At 54.0% G+C, this 23,685-nt stretch carries 14 protein-coding genes; 11 read left to right on the forward strand and 3 right to left on the reverse strand.

What is annotated here, in order from left to right:
- Both RE6C_RS15580 and RE6C_RS33575 read left to right on the forward strand, forming a co-directional pair.
- Positions 1 to 901 (forward strand): Gfo/Idh/MocA family protein (locus tag RE6C_RS15580; protein ID WP_039962241.1); only part of this gene is annotated, 901 nt, incomplete at its 5' end.
- A 465-nt stretch (positions 902 to 1,366) separates the two neighbouring features.
- Positions 1,367 to 1,606, forward strand: coding sequence for a hypothetical protein (locus tag RE6C_RS33575; protein WP_039962243.1), 240 nt, complete (start codon positions 1,367 to 1,369; stop codon positions 1,604 to 1,606).
- On the opposite strand, the gene RE6C_RS15595 is transcribed toward RE6C_RS33575, so the two are convergent.
- Together RE6C_RS15595 and RE6C_RS15600 are read right to left on the reverse strand one after the other, a co-directional pair.
- Positions 1,594 to 3,129 (reverse strand): hypothetical protein, encoded by a 1,536-nt coding sequence (locus RE6C_RS15595; protein WP_008657990.1) that lies wholly within the window; start codon positions 3,127 to 3,129, stop codon positions 1,594 to 1,596. The genes RE6C_RS33575 and RE6C_RS15595 overlap by 13 nt on opposite strands.
- Positions 3,122 to 3,859 (reverse strand): hypothetical protein, encoded by a 738-nt coding sequence (locus RE6C_RS15600; protein ID WP_008657991.1) that lies wholly within the window; start codon positions 3,857 to 3,859, stop codon positions 3,122 to 3,124. The genes RE6C_RS15595 and RE6C_RS15600 overlap by 8 nt, the downstream gene beginning before the upstream one ends.
- A gap of 925 nt (positions 3,860 to 4,784) precedes the next feature.
- On the opposite strand from RE6C_RS15600, the gene RE6C_RS15605 reads away from it, so the two are divergent.
- From RE6C_RS15605 to RE6C_RS15635, 7 genes are all read left to right on the forward strand, one after another.
- Positions 4,785 to 6,320 carry an ATPase domain-containing protein gene (locus tag RE6C_RS15605; RefSeq protein WP_201766880.1) on the forward strand — a complete coding sequence of 512 codons (1,536 nt, stop codon included), beginning with the start codon at positions 4,785 to 4,787 and terminating at the stop codon, positions 6,318 to 6,320.
- A gap of 67 nt (positions 6,321 to 6,387) precedes the next feature.
- On the forward strand, positions 6,388 to 7,953 hold the full coding sequence (locus RE6C_RS15610) for a response regulator (RefSeq protein WP_144054789.1): 1,566 nt from the start codon (positions 6,388 to 6,390) through the stop codon (positions 7,951 to 7,953).
- Between the two features lie 485 nt (positions 7,954 to 8,438).
- Positions 8,439 to 8,933: a fasciclin domain-containing protein gene (locus RE6C_RS15615; protein ID WP_008657997.1), complete on the forward strand. Its 495-nt coding sequence runs from the start codon at positions 8,439 to 8,441 to the stop codon at positions 8,931 to 8,933.
- A 586-nt stretch (positions 8,934 to 9,519) separates the two neighbouring features.
- Complete coding sequence (locus RE6C_RS32485) at positions 9,520 to 9,663, forward strand: hypothetical protein (RefSeq protein WP_008657999.1); 144 nt, start codon at positions 9,520 to 9,522, stop codon at positions 9,661 to 9,663.
- 998 nt (positions 9,664 to 10,661) lie between these two features.
- Positions 10,662 to 11,276 carry a chemotaxis protein CheB gene (locus RE6C_RS15620; protein WP_236618247.1) on the forward strand — a complete coding sequence of 205 codons (615 nt, stop codon included), beginning with the start codon at positions 10,662 to 10,664 and terminating at the stop codon, positions 11,274 to 11,276.
- 571 nt (positions 11,277 to 11,847) lie between these two features.
- Entirely contained in the window at positions 11,848 to 17,067 is a 5,220-nt protein-coding gene (locus RE6C_RS15630) for a PAS domain S-box protein (RefSeq protein ID WP_008658004.1), read from the forward strand.
- Positions 17,068 to 17,072: 5 nt separating this feature from the next.
- Positions 17,073 to 17,579, forward strand: a complete 507-nt coding sequence (locus RE6C_RS15635) for a response regulator (protein WP_008658005.1) — start codon at positions 17,073 to 17,075, stop codon at positions 17,577 to 17,579.
- A gap of 956 nt (positions 17,580 to 18,535) precedes the next feature.
- Here the strand turns inward: RE6C_RS15635 and RE6C_RS15645 are convergent.
- A complete protein-coding gene (locus RE6C_RS15645) occupies positions 18,536 to 19,267 on the reverse strand; it encodes a hypothetical protein (RefSeq protein WP_236618248.1) in 732 nt (243 codons plus the stop codon).
- Between the two features lie 415 nt (positions 19,268 to 19,682).
- On the opposite strand from RE6C_RS15645, the gene RE6C_RS15655 reads away from it, so the two are divergent.
- Both RE6C_RS15655 and RE6C_RS15660 read left to right on the forward strand, forming a co-directional pair.
- Complete coding sequence (locus RE6C_RS15655; RefSeq protein WP_008658008.1) at positions 19,683 to 21,320, forward strand: alpha-amylase family protein; 1,638 nt, start codon at positions 19,683 to 19,685, stop codon at positions 21,318 to 21,320.
- Positions 21,317 to 23,407, forward strand: a complete 2,091-nt coding sequence (locus tag RE6C_RS15660) for an amylo-alpha-1,6-glucosidase (protein ID WP_008658009.1) — start codon at positions 21,317 to 21,319, stop codon at positions 23,405 to 23,407. Before RE6C_RS15655 ends, RE6C_RS15660 begins: the two co-directional genes overlap by 4 nt.
- Positions 23,408 to 23,685: the final 278 nt, after the last annotated feature.

Here is a 23,685-nt window from a genome sequence, read left to right on the forward strand (position 1 = left end):
GAAGACCGTTGCGGATGCCTACGGAATCGAAAAGAACGCGATCTATAACTACGAGAATTTCGACAAGATCTTAGAAGACGACCGCATTGATGTCGTCTACATCGTCTTGCCAAATTCAATGCACGCCGAGTTCACAGTCCGCGCGCTGCGGGCAGGGAAGCATGTGCTGTGCGAGAAGCCGATGGCGGTGTCCATCGAAGAGTGTCAGCGAATGATTTCCGCGGCCGAGGAGGCAAAACGCAAGTTGATGATCGCCTACCGGCTGCACTACGAACCACTGAATCGCAAAGTCATGCAGATGTGCGATGAAAAACGGTTTGGTGAAATCAAGACGTTTGACGGTAGTTTCAGTATCAACGTCGAAGCCCCCAACATTCGATTGGCCGCGGAACTAGGTGGCGGGCCGGTCGGCGATGTGGGCGTCTATCCGATCAACGCGGCTCGTTATGTCACCGGTGAAGAACCTGTCGAGGCGTTCGCTCAAGCACACCAGCCCGCCGACGATCCACGGTTTCGCGAAGTGCCCGAAAGCGTTTCGTGCGTGCTGCGGTTTCCCTCCGGCGTTCTGGCCAACATCAGTTGCGGATTCGGTACCCATCGCAATGACTTCTACCGCGTCGCATGTACCGATGGTTTGATCGAGCTGACGCCGGCATTCAGCTACAACGGCCAGCGATTGATGACACATCAAAAGAGCAATGCGGATTCGCATTCTGTGGTGACCCATCATGAGATTGCCGAGGTCAATCATTTCGCGTCGGAGATGGATCATTTCTCACGTGACATTTTGGAGGATCGAAAGCCGCGAACGCCGGGGGAAGAAGGTCTAGCCGACATGCGAGTGTTGGCGGCGATGGCCCAATCCATCCGCGACGGCCGAGCGGTTCAATTGAACGAGTAGCGTGACTCATGCGGCGCAACGATCTGAGGTAGCGAAGTCGCCAACAGTCTCGGCTTCTACTGGCTAAGGAACGGTTCGAGAACGACGTTCCGAAGTTGGTCGAGCTGATTGATTGGACCATGTCGTTTCTCTTTCCTGTGAGTCTGTCACGGTTGGATACAACGAAGTCATTGAACAGAATATCGTGAATCTTTACGAGTCACTGAGTGAGAAAGACCGGCGTCGCTACGCTGCGATTGAAGCGGAGAAGCAGCCCCCATTGCGGCACCGAGTACATTGCAACACTGTTTGGCGGCGATCCAAAACCATCCGCCGCGGAACGCGAGAAGTCGGCCAGCTCCCCGAAGATATGGCCGCCGATCGGATCTGGAAAATGTGGGCGGCCGGCGAATTGCTAGCTATCGCCAGCCGGAACCCACTCCGGCGCTCCGGTAAGAAATTGAAACGGAAACAGCGGGCTTGCTGGTGAACCCGGATCAGCTTTGGACCAACCGATCGCCCCGTGATCTTGCATCGGTTTTGAGCGAACAAGGTATCTCGGTCAGACCGAATGCGGTTCACCGTTTGCTTCGAGTTGAACTTGGTCTTGGCCGCCGGCAGGCGTCAAAGGATCGCCCGCTCGGAGACTGCCCGGATAGTGTCTCGCAGGTTAAGCGCATCGACGAACTTCGTCGGCACTTCACGTGTTGGGGTCACAGTGGATGATCGCCCAGACTGCGATGTGGCCCCACTTCAAACCAGACCCATTCTCGACTGCCCCGCTCGAGCTCGATTACAAGCTGCTGAACCACTGGACCGCCTGGCAATGGTATGGAGAGATTCGGATGACGGTCGGAAGTTTGAGCCGATACGTTTTCTGTGATCGAGCGTGGGAGTTTCATTCCGAAGGATGACGGCAGGCCGCGGTTGAGTTGCATTGACGCGTATTGCTGCTTGGTCCGCTGAACGATTTGCAACGGAAGCGTCTCGTTGGTTTGCCATCGGATTGCTATCTCGCTTTCGGTGCCATCGCTGATGTTCAGGGAAATCAGATTTTCGTTTGGCTCAACTGGTGCTTCTGACATCAGTTCGCCAAGCGTCACCGAGTGCTCGCCAATTTCGATTTCTCGCCACAAATGTTCCAAGCCGCCCAGGATGCGAAGCCGCCATCGGGTAATGCGATCGTTTGCTGGCGTATTGGCTAGTCGAAGCCCGACTTCGTCTGGGCGGCTTGCATCCCACTTCAATTCCACCACCGGCTGATACTCAGCTTTGGGACCTAAGGACGCATGCAAGAACGCGGTGAGGGTTTGTTTCGTCGATTCATTTTCCCAACGTTGTGTCGCCGAACCGCTGGCCGCGTCCCGAATCTGCCATGAGGCAAATGACTGCGTTCGATCGGAAAGAACCGATTTTTCGCCGTCGAAAAATTCCGCGACAATTCGCAACATTGGATCGTTGGTAGCCAGGCTTGGTCGCGTGAATGTCCAGTGATAGGGCGGGCGATTGGACATCGTGTAACGCAGACCGTCGCGCAAGCCGATGCCTTGATGCAGTGGATCGAATGGCGGAACCATCAGGGGCGACGGTGGCTGGTAAGTCTGGTCGGCTGAATCGATCCACAGCCTGTATCCCAGCCGCGTCACGTAGTTGTCGCTGTTGCCGTTAAAGTAATTGCGTTTTCCAAAATCGGGCTTTGCACGGTAGCTCCGGGCGGCCAGTTGAAGTGGAGAAGAAGACGATGCTGACTGGCGTGGCCAACCCATGCCGTGGGACGACGACCATCCGCCAGGAATCCAGTCTTGTCCCATCTTTACTGAGATGACTTGCTCACCGTCGACATAGACGACGTATTGAAATTCTTCGTCAGGAGAGTCACCCGACTGGAGCGTCACCCGATGTTGCCCAGCGAGAATTCGCACCTTGTCAACGATTGGCGGAACTCCTTGCTCAGAAATGTCTCCTGCCCCAAGTCGAAGTTCGTAATCGTCGTTTTCTGGAACATGCACTCGCCACGAGAGAAAGTCGTCGGCCACTCGGGGCATCGCTGCCAAAGTCAACTCGTCCTCGTTGTCAACGATCAAACGACTGGACAACGACAGCAGTTGCTCCCTTTGTTGGTGCAGCAAACGGTTCTTTCGGTGCACCATAACGACGGCGATGCCCACCGCGATCAGCGTCGTGAGGATGATTAAATGACGCAACGAGAACTTCAGCCGTGCCGATCGAGGCGAGTTGCCGCTATTCATCACTCACCTCTGACGCAACCCAACTGGGATCGAAATCGCTGGGCGTTTCGCCTTTGTGCAATTGGTTGAATTCTGACGTCCGGGTTTTCGGAAACAACACAAACAGTCCACCGGCGTAGGTCGTGAACTTCTTACCGGCGACTTCCTTCTCCTCAGCGGTGCTCGGGTCATAGATTTTCAGCAATGGCAGGATGGTGTCTTGGTCGAACGATCGCGGTCTTTGGTTGCTGGCTGCCAGCTTTTGCACCACCAGCGAATCGTCAAGTTGCTCTTGATTGAAACGATGCCACGAAGTCGTCCCTGCCGACCCGCCGAAGCAATCAAACAAGACCGAACGGTTATCCTTCTTTTGAAAGCTGATAGTCAGCAACTCGTGAGTCGCTTCGGGATTTGGCGAACCGCTGCTCGAACCGGAGGAACCGCTATGATAGATCCCGTTTTCAGCGACCCGGCCACCGCCGCTCATTCGCATAAAGTCGTAGCCGGGCGGGATGTAACATCGGAATTGCCAAACTCGATCAACGTGAGATGCGACTTCGGGTGGGACTTGTGGCGTCTCGATTTCCACGAGATAAATCCGGTCCGCATCGTCGATCGACATCCGCCCCAGCTCGGCTTCTAGCTGCGCGATCTCTTCGCCTAACCGACCGTTCTCCCGTGTCAATCTGATCAAGACACTCCCCCCAAGAATCAGGGCGAGAATCAGCAACAGACGGAGCGCATGCTTCATGATATGGCCTCACGCAGAGGTTGACGGCGTCGGTACCCGCTCTTTGTCGGTCTACGGCGTGGGGGATACCACCGAACCGCTGACGATCAGGCTGCGTTCGTGCTTGTCGTTAAAAACTGCGGTAGCCCACGACTGGCGGACACCTGAAGATCGTCCAAGCCGTTTTAAGGAGTCCCACTGTATTAAAGAAACCCACTCGCCGTTTGTTCAGCAAAGCGTTTTACCATCTTCTCGGAAATACATCCCACCTGTGGCGCCGGGAAGGTATCGAGCTTTGGGCGACCGGATCAAACGTGAACGTTGACGCATCTCGCACTGGAATATGTTAACGCGTGCTCACTGTTGATGACATTGTTGTCGAACAGATCAGTATCAACAAAAGCAACTTAGCACCGAAGAAGTGGGGTTAAGTTTGGAGTGCGTGCCTGCAGCTTGATGGTGTTCGCGAAAAGCGATGGGGCGAATGTACAGGGCTTAGACCGACGAGGGCTCTTCTTCCGCTTCCTTCGTGAGTGACTGGAAAAGCACTTCGAGCGATACCGAATGCATATGCGGTCTGATCCGAAACCGGTGAACTGAGCCAAGGTGAAGCATCAGTTTGATGTGCCGAAGCATTTTGCATTTCAAAGTCTTCACGATCAGTTGGAGGATTGATCGCTGTCAATCCGAGAAGTCAGCAGAGCATAGACGTCAAAAAATTCACGTCGGGAGTTCCGACGAGAAATCGACATCGTTGACTGCCTGATTCTGACTGAATCAGCCATCTGCAGACTCTGTGTTTGAAAGCTGAATCTGTGAACTGCCGCTCAGACGCGACCGCGAGCACGCTCAATTTACGCAGTCGAGAAGTTCGGTTGGAACAGCGATTGCTTTACAAGAAACCCAAGCCAAACAAGCAACGAATAGCAAGATCGAGGCCAGTTTTTTGAATTCGCGACGACCAATGGATGCAACGGAGCAGTTTCAAGACCAAATCGACAAGCAGAACGAGTCGCTCATCTCAACTGGGAACGATCACTTGGACTATATCCTTGGTGGTGGGCTCTCGGCCAATTGCTTTGTCCTGATTGAAGGAGACCCTGGCGTCGGAAAGACGACCATGGCAATGCAGTTTGCCTTGGAAGGAATCCGGCAGGGTGAGTCGGTTCTTTATCTGTCGCTTTCTGAGGGCGAGGAAGAACTGCGGAGCGTTGCTGCATCGCACGGGTTCGATTTGGAAGGGCTGACAATCGTCGATTTGTCGCCAGGCAGCGAAACTCTCGGTGCGGATGAAGCGACAATCTTCCACCCGTCCGAAGTCGAGTTAACAGAACTAACCCAGGCGATCACAAATTCTTTTGAAGAACATCAGCCCAATCGAGTCGTGATTGATACGCTTCGCGAACTGCGTCACCTCGCTCAAAGTGACCTTCGCTATCGTCGCCAGTTGATTGCGTTGAAAGCGTTCTTTCGGGCCAAAGACTGCACCGTACTGTTGATCGACGATCTGCTACCCGACGCGGACCTGCAACTGCAAGGCGTGGTTCGTGGCGCGATCGAACTGCAGCGGCACACGCCCGACTATGGGCGGGTGCGACGTCGGCTTCAAGTCACCAAGATGCGTGGTCATGTCGTGCGAACTGGGTACCACGATTTTACCATCGTTCGCGGCGGTCTCGCGATCTACCCGAGGTTGGTGGCGGCTGAGCACCATACGAAGTTCGATCACGGCGCGGTATCGGGGGGCGTACCTGAATTGGATGAACTGCTCGGCGGTGGGTTGCAACGTGGAACCAGCACATTGATCATCGGCGCGGCGGGCACAGGTAAAAGTTCGTTGACTGCCAACTACGCTGTTGCGTCGGCCAATCAGCAAGGTAGATCAGCGATTTTCGTCTTCGACGAAACGGCGCAAAACTATTTGGAACGCTGCGAAGGGTTGAACATCCCACTTCGCAAATATCGCGACGACGGTCGGATCACGCTTCGGCAAGTAGATTCGGCAGAATTATCGCCCTCCGAATTTGCGTGGCACATTCGCAGGATTGTTGAAGAAGACAATGTGCGATTTATTGCCATCGACAGTTTGAATGGTTACATGCATTCGATGCCTGATGACGACTACTTGCGTGGTCAACTTCATGAGCTGCTTAGCTACCTCAACGGTAAGGGTGTTACCACGTTGATCACGCTCAGCCAGCACGGCATGGTCGGCGACGTTGAGTCACCGGTGGAGACCAGCTACCTCGCCGATACGAACATCCTGCTTCGATACTTTGAACATCAGGGAAAGGTCCGAAAGGCAATTAGCGTGATCAAGAAACGAACCGGCGGACATGAGAAAGCAATTCGCGAGCTCGCTTTTACCAGTGACGGTATTCGTATCGGCGGCCCGTTGACTGAGTTCCGAGGGGTTTTAACCGGAACGCCTGAATACTTCGGCGATGCGGATCCCTTATTGACCGCGGAGGACGACCGGTAATTTTTTCGGTGTGAGCAGCACGCTATCGCTTGCTCAACAACAAGACCGAAATAGCGGAAACATATTCATGAGTCATCGTGATCGAATCGAAAGACGACTACTGATGGTTGCCGCCTCGGTCCGCGATGAAACACACGCGCAACGCATGTTTCGTGAAGATGGAATCGAGGTCGACTTTTGTCGGTCCCTTTACGATGTGGCAGATTGCATTGAGGACGGTGCTGCTGTGGTGTTGCTCACCGACCAGATAGTTCGGCGGGATCCGCTCCAACCCCTGCTTGACGTGTTAAGGGCTCAGCCTGCGTGGTCAAACGTTCCGTTGATTCTGACTACCACCGACGAACGATTGAGTTGGTTCGCCCAGCAGCCTGGTATCAACGCGACCCTGCTGAGGCAGCCGATTCATGTCGAGACTTTGCTAAGCGTGGTTCGCTCAGCCATTGCGTCCCGGTTGAAACAGTACGAGGTCCGCGATCTGCTCGAACAGCAAGAGCGAACACAAGGAGAACTTCGCGATATCGATCGCCGCAAAGATGAATTTCTAGCGACACTCGCACACGAGCTACGCAATCCGATCTCGCCGATCAAGAACTCGTTGGATCTGCTGGACATGAGCCAAAGGTCATTGCAGGAAGAGATCGAACTACGCGGGATCATGCAAAGGCAAGTTCACCAGTTAACGCGGTTGGTCGATGACTTGCTGGACGTCTCGAGAATCACTCGAGGGAAAATTCGGTTGGATCGAAAATGCTTCGATTTTCGCGAGGCAATCCAGGCGGGAATTGAGTCATCCCGACCGTTCATTGTGCAGTCTCATCAGGAACTTCACGTCGATCTCGGTGACAGCGAGATCCACGTTGACGGTGACCTGGCACGACTGGCTCAGTGTGTTGCAAACCTATTGAACAATGCCGCGAAGTATACACCGCCAAACGGAAAAATTTGGCTGGAATTGAGGCCATCAAGCAGCATGGTAGAGCTGCTTGTTCGCGACAACGGAATTGGAATCGCGACCGAGCAACTCGCTTCGGTGTTCGAATTGTTTCAACAACACGATGTCGATCAAGAACGTGGGCAGGCTGGTCTCGGCATTGGACTGACGTTGGTCCGAAGTCTGCTCGACCTCCATGCCGGAAGCATCGACGTTCAAAGTGACGGCGTGAACAAGGGCTCAACGTTCACAATGCGACTTCCACGTGTGATAGCGGCAGCCAGCGAACCGGTAGCAAACCCATTTCCCGAAGACGCCTATTCCAAACGGTCTTTCGACGTGTTGGTAGTCGAAGACACTCGAGCGATTCGAATTGTGTTGCGTCAACTTTTCGAAGCAATGGGACACAACGTAGTGATGGCGGAAGACGGATGCGAGGGATTGAAATTAGCCAAAAAACTCAGGCCAGAGGTCATCTTCTCGGATATTTCAATGCCCAAGATGAACGGACTGGAAATGGCAAAGCAGCTTCGACGCGATCGGGAATTTGACCGGACGACGCTCATCGCGATGACCGGCTATGGTCGCAATGAAGATCGTGAGGAAGCGCTAGCGGCGGGCTTCAATCGTCACTTGACCAAGCCGGTGGACGTGAACGAGTTGCGAGAAGTTTTCAGGGCAATCTGTTCGGCAACCGCATAGCGCGTTGGCACTTAGGCAATTGCTACTCTGGCAGCGAACCACCACTTTCTTAAGGCGAGAGCAGATTAGCCGCAGGATGTACGGTGGAGCTAGCGTACACAACTGATGCTGCGTCCCGGACGCAAGCTTAGGCAGCCGATAGGGCGTCATTGAGGAAATCTAGTCGTGGTTCAGAGACTCGGGCCGAAGCGATTATTTCCCTTCTTTCCGTGATGAAGATGGTCCGTTTTGCCCGTGCTTCGAGCTCAGTAGAAGTGGCCCCAAACGCTAAGCATTTGTGCTCATTAGAGCGAAGTTGAAACTTGTGCTCGTTGGCAAGTCGACGAACCATCTCAATGAATCTTTGGTAGATCGCTTGTTGAAGTTGTACAGTCGATCGATTCGAGAATCAGCCAATCGAGTGGGGCAATTCGGCCACGGCCGTCGTTGGATTGCTTCTTTCAAGCTCGAGTTCCCACATCATGTTCGATACTTAGGATTTCACGATGAAGAAGATTATTCTGGCTGCACTGGCTCTGTTCGTCTTGCCCGCAACAGTGCAAGCGGCCCATCACAACGAAGCCGCTAAGAAGAACATTGTTGAGACCGCGGTTTCGGCGAAGTTCAACACGCTGGTCGCCGCGGTGAAGGCAGGCGGTTTGGTGGAAACACTGAGTGGCGAAGGCCCATTCACGGTGTTTGCCCCGACTGACGAAGCATTTGAAAAGCTGCCCGAAGGCACACTGCAAAGCCTACTGAAACCAGAAAACAAAGATCAGTTGGTTGCGATCTTGAAGTACCACGTCGTATCGGGAAAGGTGCCCGCAAAGACCGTTGTGACTCTGGAATCAGCTGAAACCTTGGGCGGAGAAGTCAGCATCGAAGTCAAGGACGGAACCGTAATGCTGAACGACAAAACCAAGGTCGTGAAAACGGACGTGATGACCAGCAACGGCATCATCCACGTGATTGACTCGGTCCTCTTGCCGCCTAGCAAATAAGCTGTCACAGGTGCATGCAGCGGCCACGAATTGAAACTCAAGTAGCTCGTCGAAAACGGCGGGCTATTCTTGTTTGTGCCACAAGTAAGCAGGTTGAACGCCAGGAGTAACCGACGCTACTTCACCAAAGGGTTCCGTCAGGCAGCATTTCATTTTTCACCTCTGCAACAAAGTCCTCCGTCTGAGCCGCACATGATCACGGCTCTACGTCGACGAACACCGTGTGCAAACTGCTAGCGAAAGCGGACTACGAAAACGTGCCGGGGCCAAGAAAGGTGAAGCCTACGACATGCGGGCAACGCCATCAGAAAAATACCGCCTAGCTTAGATTCCCCGAATAGAAGACGCGAAAGTCACTGCGGAAAACCGCAGGGCGATTGCGAGTTTTTTCGGCGAGCCTTATTGCGTCACGGAAGAACCGGGCTTTTCATTCGGACTGTTTCCAGCCTGCTAGACGCTTTTCCTCGCAATAAATGGTGACCCGGCGGGAGCTATTCCGGTTCCCGCCGGGTCTCGCTGGCGAGGGGCACTCAGCCAGCGGGGCACGCTAGTTTTAAGCTCGGTCCTAGGCTTAGGGAAATCCCCCATGCAGTCAGACCGAAATCAAGTCGATAGCACCAACAGCGGCATCGCCGACTTGGTACTTGACTTGGGGCACAAACGGGCAGTTACTGAGTCGGCGTCGCCTTTTCAAGTGGAGCAGCAACACGATATTTGCATTGGCGACTGAGTGGTCTGATGCCGCCTAGGTTGGAGTAGATAGCCTCACAAACTATTTCGTCCTAGCCCTCCGCCGATATTAATCCTTGCGGTCAGATTCGACCGATCTTCACATCGCCAGCGAGTCGGCCGGACGCTCGAAACCGACAATCGCATTCGCAAAGCAATCGTTGGATGTCGGGGAATCTTCCGCACTTCGGCATTGTGATCGGGCATTACCCGACAAAAACACGAACTGGAGCTGTGCTCAATTTACGCAATGATTTTTCGGTGCATGGGTGATTCTGTACCCCATGATATGAGTGGGGCAGATGCCAATCCGGTGTACTGGAAGGGGCAATCCAGGCACCGGAAAGGCACCGCTCGTGAAAATGTGCGAACCTTGGCTTAATGAGAAGTCCTTGTGCGGGCAGACATCAAACCAATTGCCTTCTTGCTCGAGACACGATAGCAACACGCACCCCTGCCAACCGCTCGACGACGTCTTCGAGACGCTGCGGCCACCTATGGTTCTAGGCATCAGACCACAATCCTGCGGTCTCTGTCCGCTGCATCCGCTCCGGTGACGTCGGCACGGCCGCCAAGTTCCAATTGTGATTGTCTTGACGCTCGCGTTGCATTTGCTCCCTGGTTCGGGTGCCGTTTGCTGAACGAAATTCCTACAGATATTCGGCTGATTTTAGATTGTTCGAAACGAGCGGGCTGACGATCCACGTCGCTCCTTCCATTCAGAATGGGCTCGTACGCTTGCCTTTGGCATCACGGGTATGATCGGAGCCAACATCTCGATAAGTACCTTCTCGGGTTGGTTCGCGACTGTCGATGACGCGAGACACATGCAAATGCTGTGCAGGGAAAGTCGGTACTTGCCTTCCTTCCCTTTGCGGAGAACACTTAGTCAGAACAAGGTTTTGCTGCGTTCCTGGTAGACAGGGCTAGCTGTTGGTCTGCGAATGATGACTTGGCGACGCCCGATCCCGAAAATACGTTCTCTTTAATTGTGGGGAAATGGTGAGTGAGTCTGAACAGTCGCTTCGCTGCGGGGAGAGCCCCGGGCTGGTGGTCGCTATCGGATCATCGGCGGGTGGCCTAGTGGAAGTGATTCGCATCGCCGAATCGCTCGGTGAATGGTTTCGCGGAACAATCATCTTTGCAAACCATCGGCCGCCCGAAAGCGGCAATCGTCTGCACAGCATATTGGCAGGTCGAGCTCGCATCGAAGTCGAAGAACCTGAGGACGAAGACTGCCTCGAAAAGAGCACGATCTACGTTGGACACGCCAGTGACACGGTGGAGGTCGACGGGGCGGAGTTTGATGTGGATGAAAACACCAGCATGAAATCTCGCCTTCGTCGCATCGATGATCTGTTTGCTTCCGTCGCTGAATCCTCGGGAGTCGATGCGGTCGGTGTCGTATTGTCAGGTGCGTTATCCGATGGTGCTTTGGGGTTGAAAGCAATTTATAACGCAGGTGGGTATTGCATGGTGCAGGATCCCGAGCACGCTGAGCATGACTCGATGCCGGCTTGTGCATTGTCGATGGTCCCAGATGCGTTTGTTGGGACAACCGACGACATCATCAGCAAGCTCATGGAGATCTCCATGCGGCGGAACCAAATTTGATTCAATGAATGGCGGGAATGAATCAGATTTCAAAGCCGGGAAACGGGACGTATCGATGACGCTGTTTGCATGTTTCATCGCTTCCCTTCTTGGATTGCCACAATCGTCAGCTGTCGGACCAAGCTGATTGTGGTCGTATGTCATCGGGGCGAGATGGTCATGTGTCCTCGGGGGTCGCTTGTCCAAAACATAGGAAATCGAGCGATAGACCTTGGGTGATTCGACCGTTGCGTTCCGAAGTGCATGCGTGTTCATTGGCTTGCGATGAGCCGTAGGGCGGCTTGAAAGTCATTGGGTGATGACTGCTCGGTTTGATGCTAAGTTTTAAGCACGTCAGCACTCAGTCATGGCAACATGCCAGTCAATTCGGATTGCACGCGTATTTCGAGGGCACTAAACTGACCCAGCTTGCTGCGAGATTGTTGACCATCCAGTGGGCGAACACACGCACCCATGGCGGCTGCGTTTTGCTCAGTTCAACGTAGCGTCCTGCTCCTTCGTGACTTTCATCCCGTTCGTCGATCGGGTGCGTCGGTATTGCACCGTCGGATAAATCGAACGCCGCCATCCTATGCAAGACGCACCTCGATTCGCCTCCACTCCGATTGTCGCCATCGGAGCCTCTGCCGGAGGTTTGACGGCACTCGAAATGCTTTTTGAGCAGTTACCCGCCAAAACTGGTGCTGCGTTCGTCGTCATTCAGCATTTGTCGCCGGACTACCAAAGTCACATGCCGGAATTGCTCGGCCGGCGGACAAAGATGCCAACCGTGCAAATGACCGATCCGGTCACTCCCGAGGCCAACCGAGTGTATTTGTTGCCTCCGGGAAAGCAGGCTGAACTGGTCGAAGGAACATTGCAGCTGTTTGATCGCGAAAGGGAACGCGAGAGCGACGGTGAGCTGAATTTGCCAATCGACCGATTCTTCTACTCACTTGCCGAACAGGCCATTGGTGAGACGTCCCGAAAGATTGCCGCAGTCGTTCTGTCGGGCACAGGCAGCGACGGCAGCAACGGAATCGTCGAAGTCAACATGTCCGGTGGCATTGTCATGTGTCAGGACGAAGACTCGGCTCAGTTCAACGGGATGCCGCTCAACGCGATCAAGACCGGCGTCGTCCACATCGTCGGTCCGGTGCCGGAACTGGCAGAGTCTTTGTCGCTGTATCTCGGCGGTGATTCAATCGACGAAGTTGTCGCGCACACGTCACCAGCGATTGAGAGGAATGAACTGGATTTGGTCTACGAGCGTTTGGAAGGATCGTGCGGCGTCGACTTCGGACAATACAAGCACGGGACATTCAGCCGCCGATTATCTCGCCGCATGATGATGTCCAAGATCGATCAATTGGACCAATACATTGACAAGTTAGATTCTGATCCGGCCGAGGTGTCACGATTGGCCGACGACTTGATGATCGGCGTGACTCGATTCTTTCGTGACCCAGACGGCTACACTCGATTGCGAAAACGGTGCATCTCCAAGATTGTCGAGAGTAAAGCGGCCGGCGATGAGCTGCGAGCATGGGTCGCCGGATGTGCAACGGGTCCGGAAGCGTACAGCGTTGCGATGCTGATTCATGATGAGGTCAGAAAGAACGGCGTGGACATCACCGTCAAAATCTTTGCCACGGATGTTCATCCCGATGCGATCCGGTTTGCCCAGCGAGGTTTGTACCCGCCGGAATCGTTGATCGAGATTCCGAAAGATTTGCGTGAACGATATATCAACAGTCACGCCGACGGTTTTGAAATCAATCAGGACGTCCGCAACTCGATCGTGTTCGCTCGTCATGATGTATTGCGAGACGCACCGTTCACGAATCTCGATCTGGTCACTTGCCGCAATCTTTTGATCTACTTGGTCGATGAGGCCCAGGCCCGAGTGCTCGGGGCGTTTGCTCACGCACTGCGGAGTCGTGGTGTGTTGTGGCTTGGGCCCAGTGAAACGCCGGGCGATTTGGCTGACGACTTCACGCCACTCGACAAGCATTGGCGGTTGTTTCAAAAAGAACGCGACAGCCACATGCCATTGGACCTAAAGTTGCGAAAGCGACCGCCCACCAATGTCGGCATGTCGATACGACCACGTTCGACTCGGGCACCTTCGGCGGCGTTGGTCAATAGCTACGACGTATTGCTCTCGCAATATGCACCCAATGGTGTATTGGTCGATGACTCTCTTCAGGCACTGCAGGTTTTCGGAGATATTTCGGACTACACCGTTGCAATGCGTGGTCGACTCAGCGGCACGATCGAAGACATGCTGGTTGAGAGCTTGGGCATGCCGCTGACGATTTTGATGCAGCGGATGAAACTGAATCAGCGCAGCGCCGAATCGGAACAAGCGATTGTTGAGGGCAGCTCTGTGGAAATCCGCGTTAAAGCGATTCCGCATCGAAACCTAAGCGAAACGCACTACTTTATCTCTTTTCACCGGGATGGCTCGGTGGGACAAAAAGTATTGGCCTCGCCCGTGCGAGAAACACGGGAGCCGGAGACCGTCGATCGGCACAGAGACACCGATACGGTGACTGCGTCACCGTCAGCAGCGAACGTTCCCATGTTGACCGAGCGAATCCGCATGCTCGAATTGGAGCTTGATTTTACTCGAGAGAACCTGCAAGCCACCATCGAGGAAGTCGAGACTACCAACGAGGAATTGCAGTCGAGCAACGAAGAGCTGACTAGTAGCAACGAAGAGCTACAAAGCACGAACGAGGAACTGCACAGCGTCAACGAAGAACTGCACACAACCAACTCAGAGAGCAGTCGTCGTCTGAATGTTTTGACCGAATTGACAACCGATCTCGAAAACGTGATGCGAGAAAGTGATATCGGTATCGTGTTGGTCGACAACGAAAACAACATTCGCCGGATCACGCCCGCAGCAGCTGATATTTTGCGAATTCGTCGCCACGATGTCGACGGGCAACCACTAGCGACCTATACGCACGCTTTCGAGGATATTGAATTGATTGAGGTGGTCAAGCAGGCCAATCAAGAAGGTCGTTCGATCGAGATGGAAACGATCGACGGACGTCGAGATCCCATTCTGCTGCGGGTAACTCCTTACCAGAATGGCAGCGGCACTTTGCTGACCATGACCAATCTCCGCAGCGTCAAGGAGACATCCGAACGTCTACGTAAATTGACATCAATCTTTGAGGACAGCACGGACGCAATCATCGGTGTTGAATTAAGTGGACGCATCAGCAGTTGGAACAACGGGGCGACACGCCTGTTCGGAAACGACGTGGATGTGGATCGAAACGTTGAGCTGGGAGATGTGATTCCCGCCGTCGTCTGGGGGCATTGCGAAGAACTGATCAAGGAACTCGCCAAGAAAGGCGAGGTTGCTGCCAAAGAAATTTACGTCAAGTTCAATGGGCGAAAAATAAATCTGCTCATACGCGTCACGCCAGTATTGGACGAATACGATCGCGTTTCTTCCGCGGCGATTACGTTCTACGACGTCACGGTGATGCGAGTCGCAGAAGAACAATTGAACCTGCGAACACGGGCAATCGATGCCGCAAGCAATGGATTTGTTATCGTCGATGCGCAAGCCAAAGACACGCCGATCGTGTATGCCAATCAAGGTTTCTTCAACCTGACCGGATTCGCTCCTGAAGAAATCGTCGGTCGCAACTGTCGCTTTCTTCAGGGGCCACAGACGGATCCTTCCAATGTCGACATGATTCGTGACGCCATCCAGAAGAAACAAGAATGCCGTGTGACGCTGCTAAATTATCGCCGCGACGGATCCCAGTTTTATAACGATCTGATCATCACCCCAATTCAGGACAGCCAAGGGGTGGTGACGCACTTTGTCGGCGTTCAGAACGACGCCACCGACATCGTTGAGGCTCGGAGAACGCTCGAGGCCAGCGAACTGGAATACCGCAGCACATTCGAGAATGCCGCCATTGGGATGGCTCATGTCGGGATGAACGGAGAGTGGTTGAGGGTCAACGAAAAGCTGTGTTCAATCGTTGGCTACCCCTCCGAAGAATTGAAAACAAAGACATTTCAAGACATCACGCATCCGGAGGACCTGGACAAGGATCTCGTTCAATTCGCACAAATGAAACGCGGCGAGACCACCGGCTACTCGATGGAGAAGCGGTATATCCATCGCGACGGCCATGTCATTTGGATCAATCTAACAGCGTCGCTGCGTTGCAACCGGGACGGCAGCCCTGAATGTTGTATCTCGTTGATCGAAGACATTACCGCGCGGAAAGAGACGGAGCAAAAATTATCCGCCTCTCGAGCGATCATCACCGAGGTGATCCAGCAAAGCGATGATCCATTCGTCAGTTTTGATGAGACGGGGGAGATTCAGGTTGCCAATCGTTCCGCGGGACAACTCACGGCCCTAACCGGCGATCTCACCGGCCGTTCTTACGAAGAGTTGTTTGCCGGTGAATCCGAGGCACCATTGATCGCGGCGATCGATCGGGTTCGGAGATCTCAAAGGGGTGAACTGACTGAGTTTTTCTCCAGGTTTCTGAATCGTTGGTACGATGCTCGCGTCTTTCCGGTTGAAGGTGGAGCAGCGGTTTACATGACCGATGTGACGGGCCGAAAAGAAACCGAGGCTTATCTCGAACGGGCTCGCTTCGCCGCCGAGGAAGCCAACAAAGCGAAGAGCAAGTTCCTGACGAACATGAGCCACGAAATCCGCTCTCCGATGACAGCTATCCTGGGATTTTCCGACATCGCACTGCGTGATGTTCGCGATGGCAAATCTGTTGACCCGGCCAACTTGGAAACAGTCATCCGCAACGGACGATTCTTGCTTCGCATCATCAACGACATCTTGGACCTGTCCAAAGTCGAAGCCGGAAAATTAGAGGTTCGCAAGACTCGGTTTAAATTGTTGCCGATGTTGACCGACATCAAGGAACTGATGCGTCACCGCAGCAAGTCCTCTGGTGTGCCGTTGTCATTTGAATTTGCATCGCCGGTGCCTGAGCGTTTGCACAGCGACCGTTCGCGTCTTGAACAGATTCTGGCGAATTTGATTGGCAATGCGCTGAAGTTCTCGCCCAATGGTGACGTGAAGGTGCTCGTTGATGTGGATGAAGACACCGGCAGCGATCTTCGGTTCCGCGTCATCGACACCGGCATCGGCATTTCAGAACAAAACCTGTCGCGGCTTTTTCAGACCTTTTCGCAGGTCCACGACAACAAGGCGGTTGGTGTGGAAGGGACCGGATTAGGATTGGTCATAAGCAAACGGCTCGCCAAATTACTTGGTGGAGACATAACGGTGCAGAGCACCGAAGGTGTAGGGAGTTGCTTCACCTTGTTGCTGCCCTTCGACGAGTCGGCCAATCGAATTGAAGCGTCTGCAAGCGATCTTTCTGTCAAGCGAACCGTGCAGAAAGAGGTTCAGCAAATTTCAGCACGGGTCTTAATCGCCGACGACGCACGTGACGTCCGGTTGGTCACCAGTCGCTTTCTGTCTCGCGCGGGTGCCGATATTGTCGAAGTGGTCAATGGTGCGGAGGCGGTGCGAGCGGTGCATGACGCTGAATCAGAGAGACGCCCTTTCGACATCATTTTGATGGACATGCAAATGCCTGAGCTGGACGGTCGCGAAGCGACTCAGCGGATTCGCGATGAAGGTTTCACAATGCCCGTCATCGCCTTGACCGCCGGTGCGACATCCGAAGAAGTCGACGAAGCTCTAGCGGCTGGTTGTACCCAGTTCATTGCCAAGCCGGTCGACGCTCCGGACTTGATTAGCCGAGTCGCCAAGCTGCTAAAGGGTGAGCAGTAGCGACGATGGGTGTGAAGCTTGAAGAAGCTCATGAGACTGCGTGTTTCCGCAGTGTGTTGCATTTTGGCATGTGGGTTGCTCGTCAACAGAGTCCGAAAGGCAACCCAATGGAACTCATCAATTCACATACCGGACAGCAGGCAACCGTGTTGGTCGTCGATGATTCGGCAATGGTTCGGTTTCTTATCCAGCGAACCCTTGTTTCGATTGGGATTGCAACTTTTTCAGCCCCGGACGGCATCGCTGCTGTCGAGCTGCTCATCGCTCGCCGCTTTGATGCTGTCGTGACGGATCTCGAGATGCCGCGTTTGCGAGGAGGGGATTTGATTGATCGCATCCGTCGCCACGACTGTGCTGAGATTCGTGATCTTCCCATCATTGTCGTCAGCTCTCTTGATGATCAAGTCACAAAGAATCGGCTGCGGTTTCTTGGTGCGAATGTGGTGCTGCACAAGCCACTTGATATCGAGAAGCTGATCGAGAACGCGCGAAATTACATTGTAGCTTGTTAGCGGCAAGACGCCTGGATTGGATCGTGGTTCCAGTCATGGAAGACCAGACTTCGCGAGCCTACGCCAGCTGTAGTTTGTGGAATTGAAACAAGGAAACCATTCGGGCGTCGTGCCAACCAGATCGAGTGAACATCTGGTTCTGCGAAGACTATTGATAGGTGTATCCACTCATCGTTTTCGGTGGGCGACTCGATGGTGTGCATGGTGGTGAGAAGTTGCTGTACCATTCGTCTTAGGCGGAGAATCCGAAATACTGAAGACGAAGGCTTGGGGTGTGTCCAGTTTTTCTGTCGCTGGTTTTCGATTTTGGTTGTCTCGATGAGGTGGTGACCGGGACTAACTGTGCCGAGAAAGAGTTAGCCAATCCGCGTTGTGACATGTGGCCTAGCCGCCGAGAGCTGAGGACTAAAACGAACCTCACTCCGCCGGACCTCGAAGGACGACACGACGAGCGGCCTTCGTTTTTCTGGGCGCTGTGGTCGTTAACGGTCCACTGGCTCGTTGAGCTCACTTGTCAATTCGACTGCCCGCTTCAAGGTCAGAAGCAGCGCCTAGGAGACGCGGTAGACCAAATTCAACTGCGACGCCAAACGCGAGCTGGTTTTGGATGCGATCGCATGGATCGGTCTGGCCTGAGGCTTCTCGAAATTTTTGATCGAAGAGGGAACTGTGGAGTCGCGGATCCAAAGCGAACGGGGATTTTGCCAGGCCCAAACAGACACCGCACCGACTCCCTGAGAATACAGGCGTCTTCAGTGCTAATTGACATTGCTGATTGCCCGGCCTTTTAGGTGTTGCGCGGGCGTCTTCAACGGCGGTCCGACGAGCCGATTGTCGTATCGGCACCAAGGTGTTTATCGAATCACCAGCGAGCGAGTTCGCGTTCTCGGTTTCCCGTCATGTCTTGGCCGCGTTGATGCTCGACGGTTTGGAACGGTTAGAACTGGATATTCGCGTCATGGACCGTCTGCAGCGGCACTCTTTGGTAGAACCAAGGTGATGTTGTGTCTGACCTTCTCGTAGTGTTCGCCTGCTTCTTTACCGGGCGTTGAGAACTCAACACTGCTTCGCAACGTCAGATCGCCATTTGGCGGTCGCTGCAATTGGATACGACCCGAAGCGTCGGTCTTCGTGTTCTTCCGGAATCCGTCTTCACCGCGGACGAAGACCATCCGGCCGGCGACAGGCTTGCCGAGCCAAAGCAGTGTGAATTCGAATTGATCGCCCTCGTCATGCGGCAGCAGGTCCAGGTCCATTTGCTCGGCGCGACCGAGTTCGTGCATGGCGTCGTGTGAATCAACAGACAGTGTCCGCGCGTAATAGTGCAAAAGCACCTTGGTTTGACCGTATGAGTAGACGCCGAACTTTCCATATGCGTCGACGCTGAACTCGTCTGCCGATGGCAAAGCGGTTCGCATCCAGCGTTTGTCTCTTTGCTTCATTTCAACTGCACGAATCGGAGTCGGATTGGGATGTTCGATGGTTCGGATCCAAACATCACTCTTTCCCAAAAAGTGGTTCAGGTAGGAGCCATCGCCGGGATGAGGTGCTTCCTCGAAGTAGATGTTGGTACCGACGTTTTTGGCCGGTTCTCGATCGACCGAGATCCAAAGGTAATGGGCGTTGGCTGGCGACGCGACGAAAAGCAAGGCAAACGCTGCCAAGCTACAAGTGCGAGTTCGGTTCAAGGGAATTTCCGCGGTGCAGATTCGAAGGTTGGGGTGAGCTAACTATCTCAACCATTCTACACGGCTTCCGCGGACGAATTGTGGCGACTCGCTTGAGACAAGCATGCGGTCTTTATCTACTCATTTGCTTCGGTTTCCCGACGGAGTTCGCGGGGCAAGCGACGCTAAAGCATCCGCAGTTGAGAGTCCGGCAACCGGCCAAGCCGAGTGCGGATGACGATCAATTTGGTTGACGAACGTCCGATCGCGATTGATTTGATACCGAGTCGATTGCGAGGTGCATCCTCCGCCGCGTTCGTGGCATAGGGTTTGCTCGGGTGGAGGCAAATTAGCGGACGATCGGACTCGGTCCGCGATCTCGTTGGGTGACCGATGAGATTTAACTCGGCCGTCAACTTCAGTCTCGGAATATCCTTTGCTTCAGTATTGGTACAAAAACGCGGTCCTCTACAACTTGGATGTTGAAACGTTCCAGGACAGCAACGATGACGGCATCGGCGACTTCGTCGGATTGACTCAGCGGTTGGACTACCTCGCTGGCCTTGGTGTTACCTGCCTTTGGTTGGCTCCTTTCTATCCGACGCCAAATCGCGACAACGGTTACGACGTGGAGGACTACTACGACGTCGATCCGCGGTTGGGTGACCTGGGTGACTTCGTCGATTTCATTCGGGCGGCGCAACAGCGTGGCATCCGAGTAATCATTGATTTGGTCGTCAATCACACGTCGATCAATCACCCCTGGTTTCAGTCATCCCGATCGAGTGAGGATTCACCGTATCGTGATTACTACATTTGGAAGAAAAGCAAGCCGGAGAACGCGGACGGCTTCCTGGTGTTTCCTGGGTATCAAGAGACGACCTGGACGTACGACCGCAAGCGAAAGGAATATTACTTCCACCGCTTTTACGAACACCAAGCTGAACTGAACATCGGTAACCCGAAGGTTCGCGACGAGATTCGCAAGATCATGGCGTTCTGGCTGCAGCTTGGTGTGTCAGGGTTTCGCGTCGACGCGGTTCCGTTTCTCATCGAGCTGAAGCACATGGACAGTGCCAACGTGGATCAACCGTACGAGTACCTGCGTGAGTTCCGTGACTATCTCAGTTGGGTCAAGGGCGATGCGATTCTGCTGGCCGAAGCCAACGTCGGAATGGAGGAAGTGCCGAAGTACTACGGCAACGGCGACAAACTGCACATGATGTTTAATTTCATGTTGAACCAGCACTTGATGTATTCGCTGATGTCGGGCAATGCGATGACGGTACGAGAAGGCATGTATCAACCGCCCCCGATTCCCGACAATTGTCAGTGGGCAAACTTCCTGCGAAACCATGACGAATTCCCGGTGGGCCGCCTGAGTAAATCCCAGCAGGAAGAGATGTACGAAGCTTGGGCTCCGGACGAAAACATGCGAATATACGATCGCGGGATTCGCCGACGACTTGCACCGATGCTTGAGGGCAACCTGCGACAGCTTAAGCTTTCACACAGCTTGCTGATGACGATGCCTGGCACTCCGGTGCTGCGTTACGGCGAGGAAATTGGCATGGGCGAAGACTTGTCGCTGGACGAACGGAACACGACTCGCACACCAATGCAGTGGCAGAGCGACAAAGGTGGTGGATTCACCAAGGCTGACCGCAGCGACATGGTGCGTCCTATTATTCACCGCGGTGAATTTTCGTACAAAAAGGTAAACGTCACTGATCAACAGCGTGACTCTGAATCGTTGCTCAGTGTCACCGAGCACATGATCCGCGTTCGCAAAGAAAACCCGGCGTTTGGATACGGCAAGTGGTCGATCGTTGAAACGGGGAATACCGAGGTACTGGCGCATCGCTTGGATTGGCGGGACAAGACCGTCGTGGCCGTTCATAACTTTGGGCAATCATCGCTGAGCATCGAGCTGGATTTGCCAGTCCATCTGAAGAAGCAAATGTCCGAGATGTTGTCTGACGCCGCTTACGAAACAATCAACAACGCCGATGGCGAAATCGATATCGAGGGGTACGGCTACCGTTGGTTCCAAATCGATGAAGGCTCATCATGAATCTCCCACTACGACATATCGACTTCTCTGAAGACTCGCTCCAGCGACAGCAGCAATTGGTATCTCGCGAATGGTTGTTAACGGCCGGAAACGGAAGCTACGCGATGGGGAGTCTGGGGTTCGTGCCCACACGACGGCATCATGGTTTGCTGGTCGCCAACTTGCCCGCACCGCTCGGGCGAACGATGTCATTGATCCAATTACGAGAAGAGGTGGTTGGTGCCGACGGTGAAGTGGTCGGTCGCCTGTGGGGGAAGGAGTCCGTCGAGCACGGTCTTCAGATACACGGCGACTCGGCTTTGGAAAGCTTCCGGCTTGAGGGTGGTCTCCCGGTATGGCAATACCGCATCGGTTCGCTTGCCATTGAGAAAGCATTGGTGCTACCTCATGGGAGTTCAACCGCCTGTGTTCGCTATCGTCTTGACTTAGGCTCAGACCCCAGCGAAACGTTGACACTCCGCCTGAGGCCGATGGTTCAGTTTCGTGGGCACAACGATTCCGTCGACACGCCATGTGAAGCGGGCTGCCGTTCCGTCGAGCTTGATCGGTCGTACGAGGTATCCGCTGAACGATGTGCTACTCCGTTGCGAATTCGTTTTAATGGTTGTGAACCATCCTACGTTTGCGATCCAGTGTCTGATCCTGGCTGCTTTTACCGTGTTGAACAATCACGTGGCTATGACCACATGGGAACGTTGCACAGTGATGGCTTTTTCAATCTGGACGTTGCGAAAGCCACCGAAATCTTGGTGACCGCTTCGATGGATCCTTGGGACGATGTCGATCGCCTGCTGACGTCAGATGTGTTCGAAACAGAGCGTCACCGTCGTCTCAGCTTGCTCGAGCAAGCGACATCCTGCAAAATCGACAGCCAGACCTTCGACGACGTCACATCGGAATTGATATTGGCGGCGGATCAGTTCGTGATCGCTCCTGCCCCTCGCCAAGCCGACCGTCCCGATAGTGACCCGCGAATCGAGGAGCCAGTACGGCGAAGCATCATCGCAGGGTACCCTTGGTTCACCGATTGGGGCCGCGATACGATGATCAGTCTGCCAGGATTGACTTTGGCGACGGGGCGATTCGACGATGCCAAAAGCATTTTGTTGACGTTTGCCGATTACGTGCGTGATGGATTGATCCCGAACTTGTTCCCCGAGGGTGGCCAAGAAGGGATGTACCACACCGCTGACGCCACGCTGTGGTTCTTCCAGGCAATCGCAGAATATCAACGAGCGACCGGTGACGATGAACTCGTCCAACAGCTGCTGCCAAAACTCTCGCAGATCGTCGACGCACATCGAACGGGCACGCGGTTTGGCATCCGAGTCGACCCAAGTGATGGCTTGCTCATCCAGGGCGAGGAAGGTGTCCAGCTGACATGGATGGACGCCAAAGCCGGCGACTGGGTTGTGACACCTCGACGCGGCAAAGCGGTTGAGATCAATGCGCTTTGGTACAACGCAATCAAACTCCATTCAGAATGGCTTCGTCAATTCGGTTCATCAGATCAACTTGATTCGATTGGTGACCAAGTGGATCAGACCTACCGCTCGTTCAATGAACGATTTTGGTTCGCCGAGGGCAACCATTTATTTGACATTGTCGACGGCGATTGCGGCGATGACGCATCGCTGCGGCCGAATCAGTTGTTTGCACTTTCGTTGACTCATCCAGTACTCGATCGAAAGCACTGGGATGACGTCATCGATTCTTGCGTCGAACACTTGTTGACGCCTTTGGGATTGAGATCGCTCGCGATGTCGTCACCGGATTATCGCGGCGTCTACCATGGTGACGTTGTCAAGCGGGACGCCGCCTACCACCAAGGCACGGTGTGGTCGTGGTTGATTGGGCCAATGGTCAGAGCATGGTGCCGAGCGAATCCTGATCGCGGCGATGTAGCTGCTGACTGGCTTGTCGGACTGGAAGAGCACTTGGGCGAAAGTTGCATCGGACAATTGAGCGAAATCTTCGAAGGCAATGCTCCGCACGCAGCAAAGGGGTGCAACGCCCAGGCTTGGTCGATCGGTGAGATGTTGATCGCCAAGCAGTTGGTTGGCAGACAGTCCGCCAACAACGCTTGACGTGAGACATTGATCGAGCCAAGCATCACATAATAAAAAGGTGGTGGTGGTCGTTGCTTAGGCATGCTTGACTTCAGCTCACTTTTGCGACATCAGCAAGGCAGCACTGCTGTGAATCATGATGGGAAGCGTGATCGCGTTGAGCAAAATTCCAGCTGGTCGTTTCGAAATGGGATCCTTCTGTCCATGACTGCTCAAGCAGCTTTGGTGGTGTACCGATCCAATTTCGCGACGGCCTTTCATTCTCGGTGCGAGTGGCGCACCGGTTGGTTGGAATA

The organism is Rhodopirellula europaea 6C (genome assembly GCF_000338295.1).
Lineage (GTDB): Bacteria > Planctomycetota > Planctomycetia > Pirellulales > Pirellulaceae > Rhodopirellula > Rhodopirellula europaea.

Excerpts from the sequence above, each read along its gene's own strand:
- RE6C_RS15595 (WP_008657990.1), bottom strand. The coding sequence starts at position 3,129 with ATGAATAGCGGCAACTCGCCTCGATCGGCACGGCTGAAGTTCTCGTTG.
- RE6C_RS15600 (WP_008657991.1), bottom strand. The coding sequence starts at position 3,859 with ATGAAGCATGCGCTCCGTCTGTTGCTGATTCTCGCCCTGATTCTTGGG.
- RE6C_RS15610 (WP_144054789.1), top strand. The coding sequence starts at position 6,388 with ATGAGTCATCGTGATCGAATCGAAAGACGACTACTGATGGTTGCCGCC.
- RE6C_RS15615 (WP_008657997.1), top strand. The coding sequence starts at position 8,439 with ATGAAGAAGATTATTCTGGCTGCACTGGCTCTGTTCGTCTTGCCCGCA.
- RE6C_RS32485 (WP_008657999.1), top strand. The coding sequence starts at position 9,520 with ATGCAGTCAGACCGAAATCAAGTCGATAGCACCAACAGCGGCATCGCC.
- RE6C_RS15620 (WP_236618247.1), top strand. The coding sequence starts at position 10,662 with ATGGTGAGTGAGTCTGAACAGTCGCTTCGCTGCGGGGAGAGCCCCGGG.
- RE6C_RS15630 (WP_008658004.1), top strand. The coding sequence starts at position 11,848 with ATGCAAGACGCACCTCGATTCGCCTCCACTCCGATTGTCGCCATCGGA.
- RE6C_RS15635 (WP_008658005.1), top strand. The coding sequence starts at position 17,073 with ATGGGTGTGAAGCTTGAAGAAGCTCATGAGACTGCGTGTTTCCGCAGT.
- RE6C_RS15660 (WP_008658009.1), top strand. The coding sequence starts at position 21,317 with ATGAATCTCCCACTACGACATATCGACTTCTCTGAAGACTCGCTCCAG.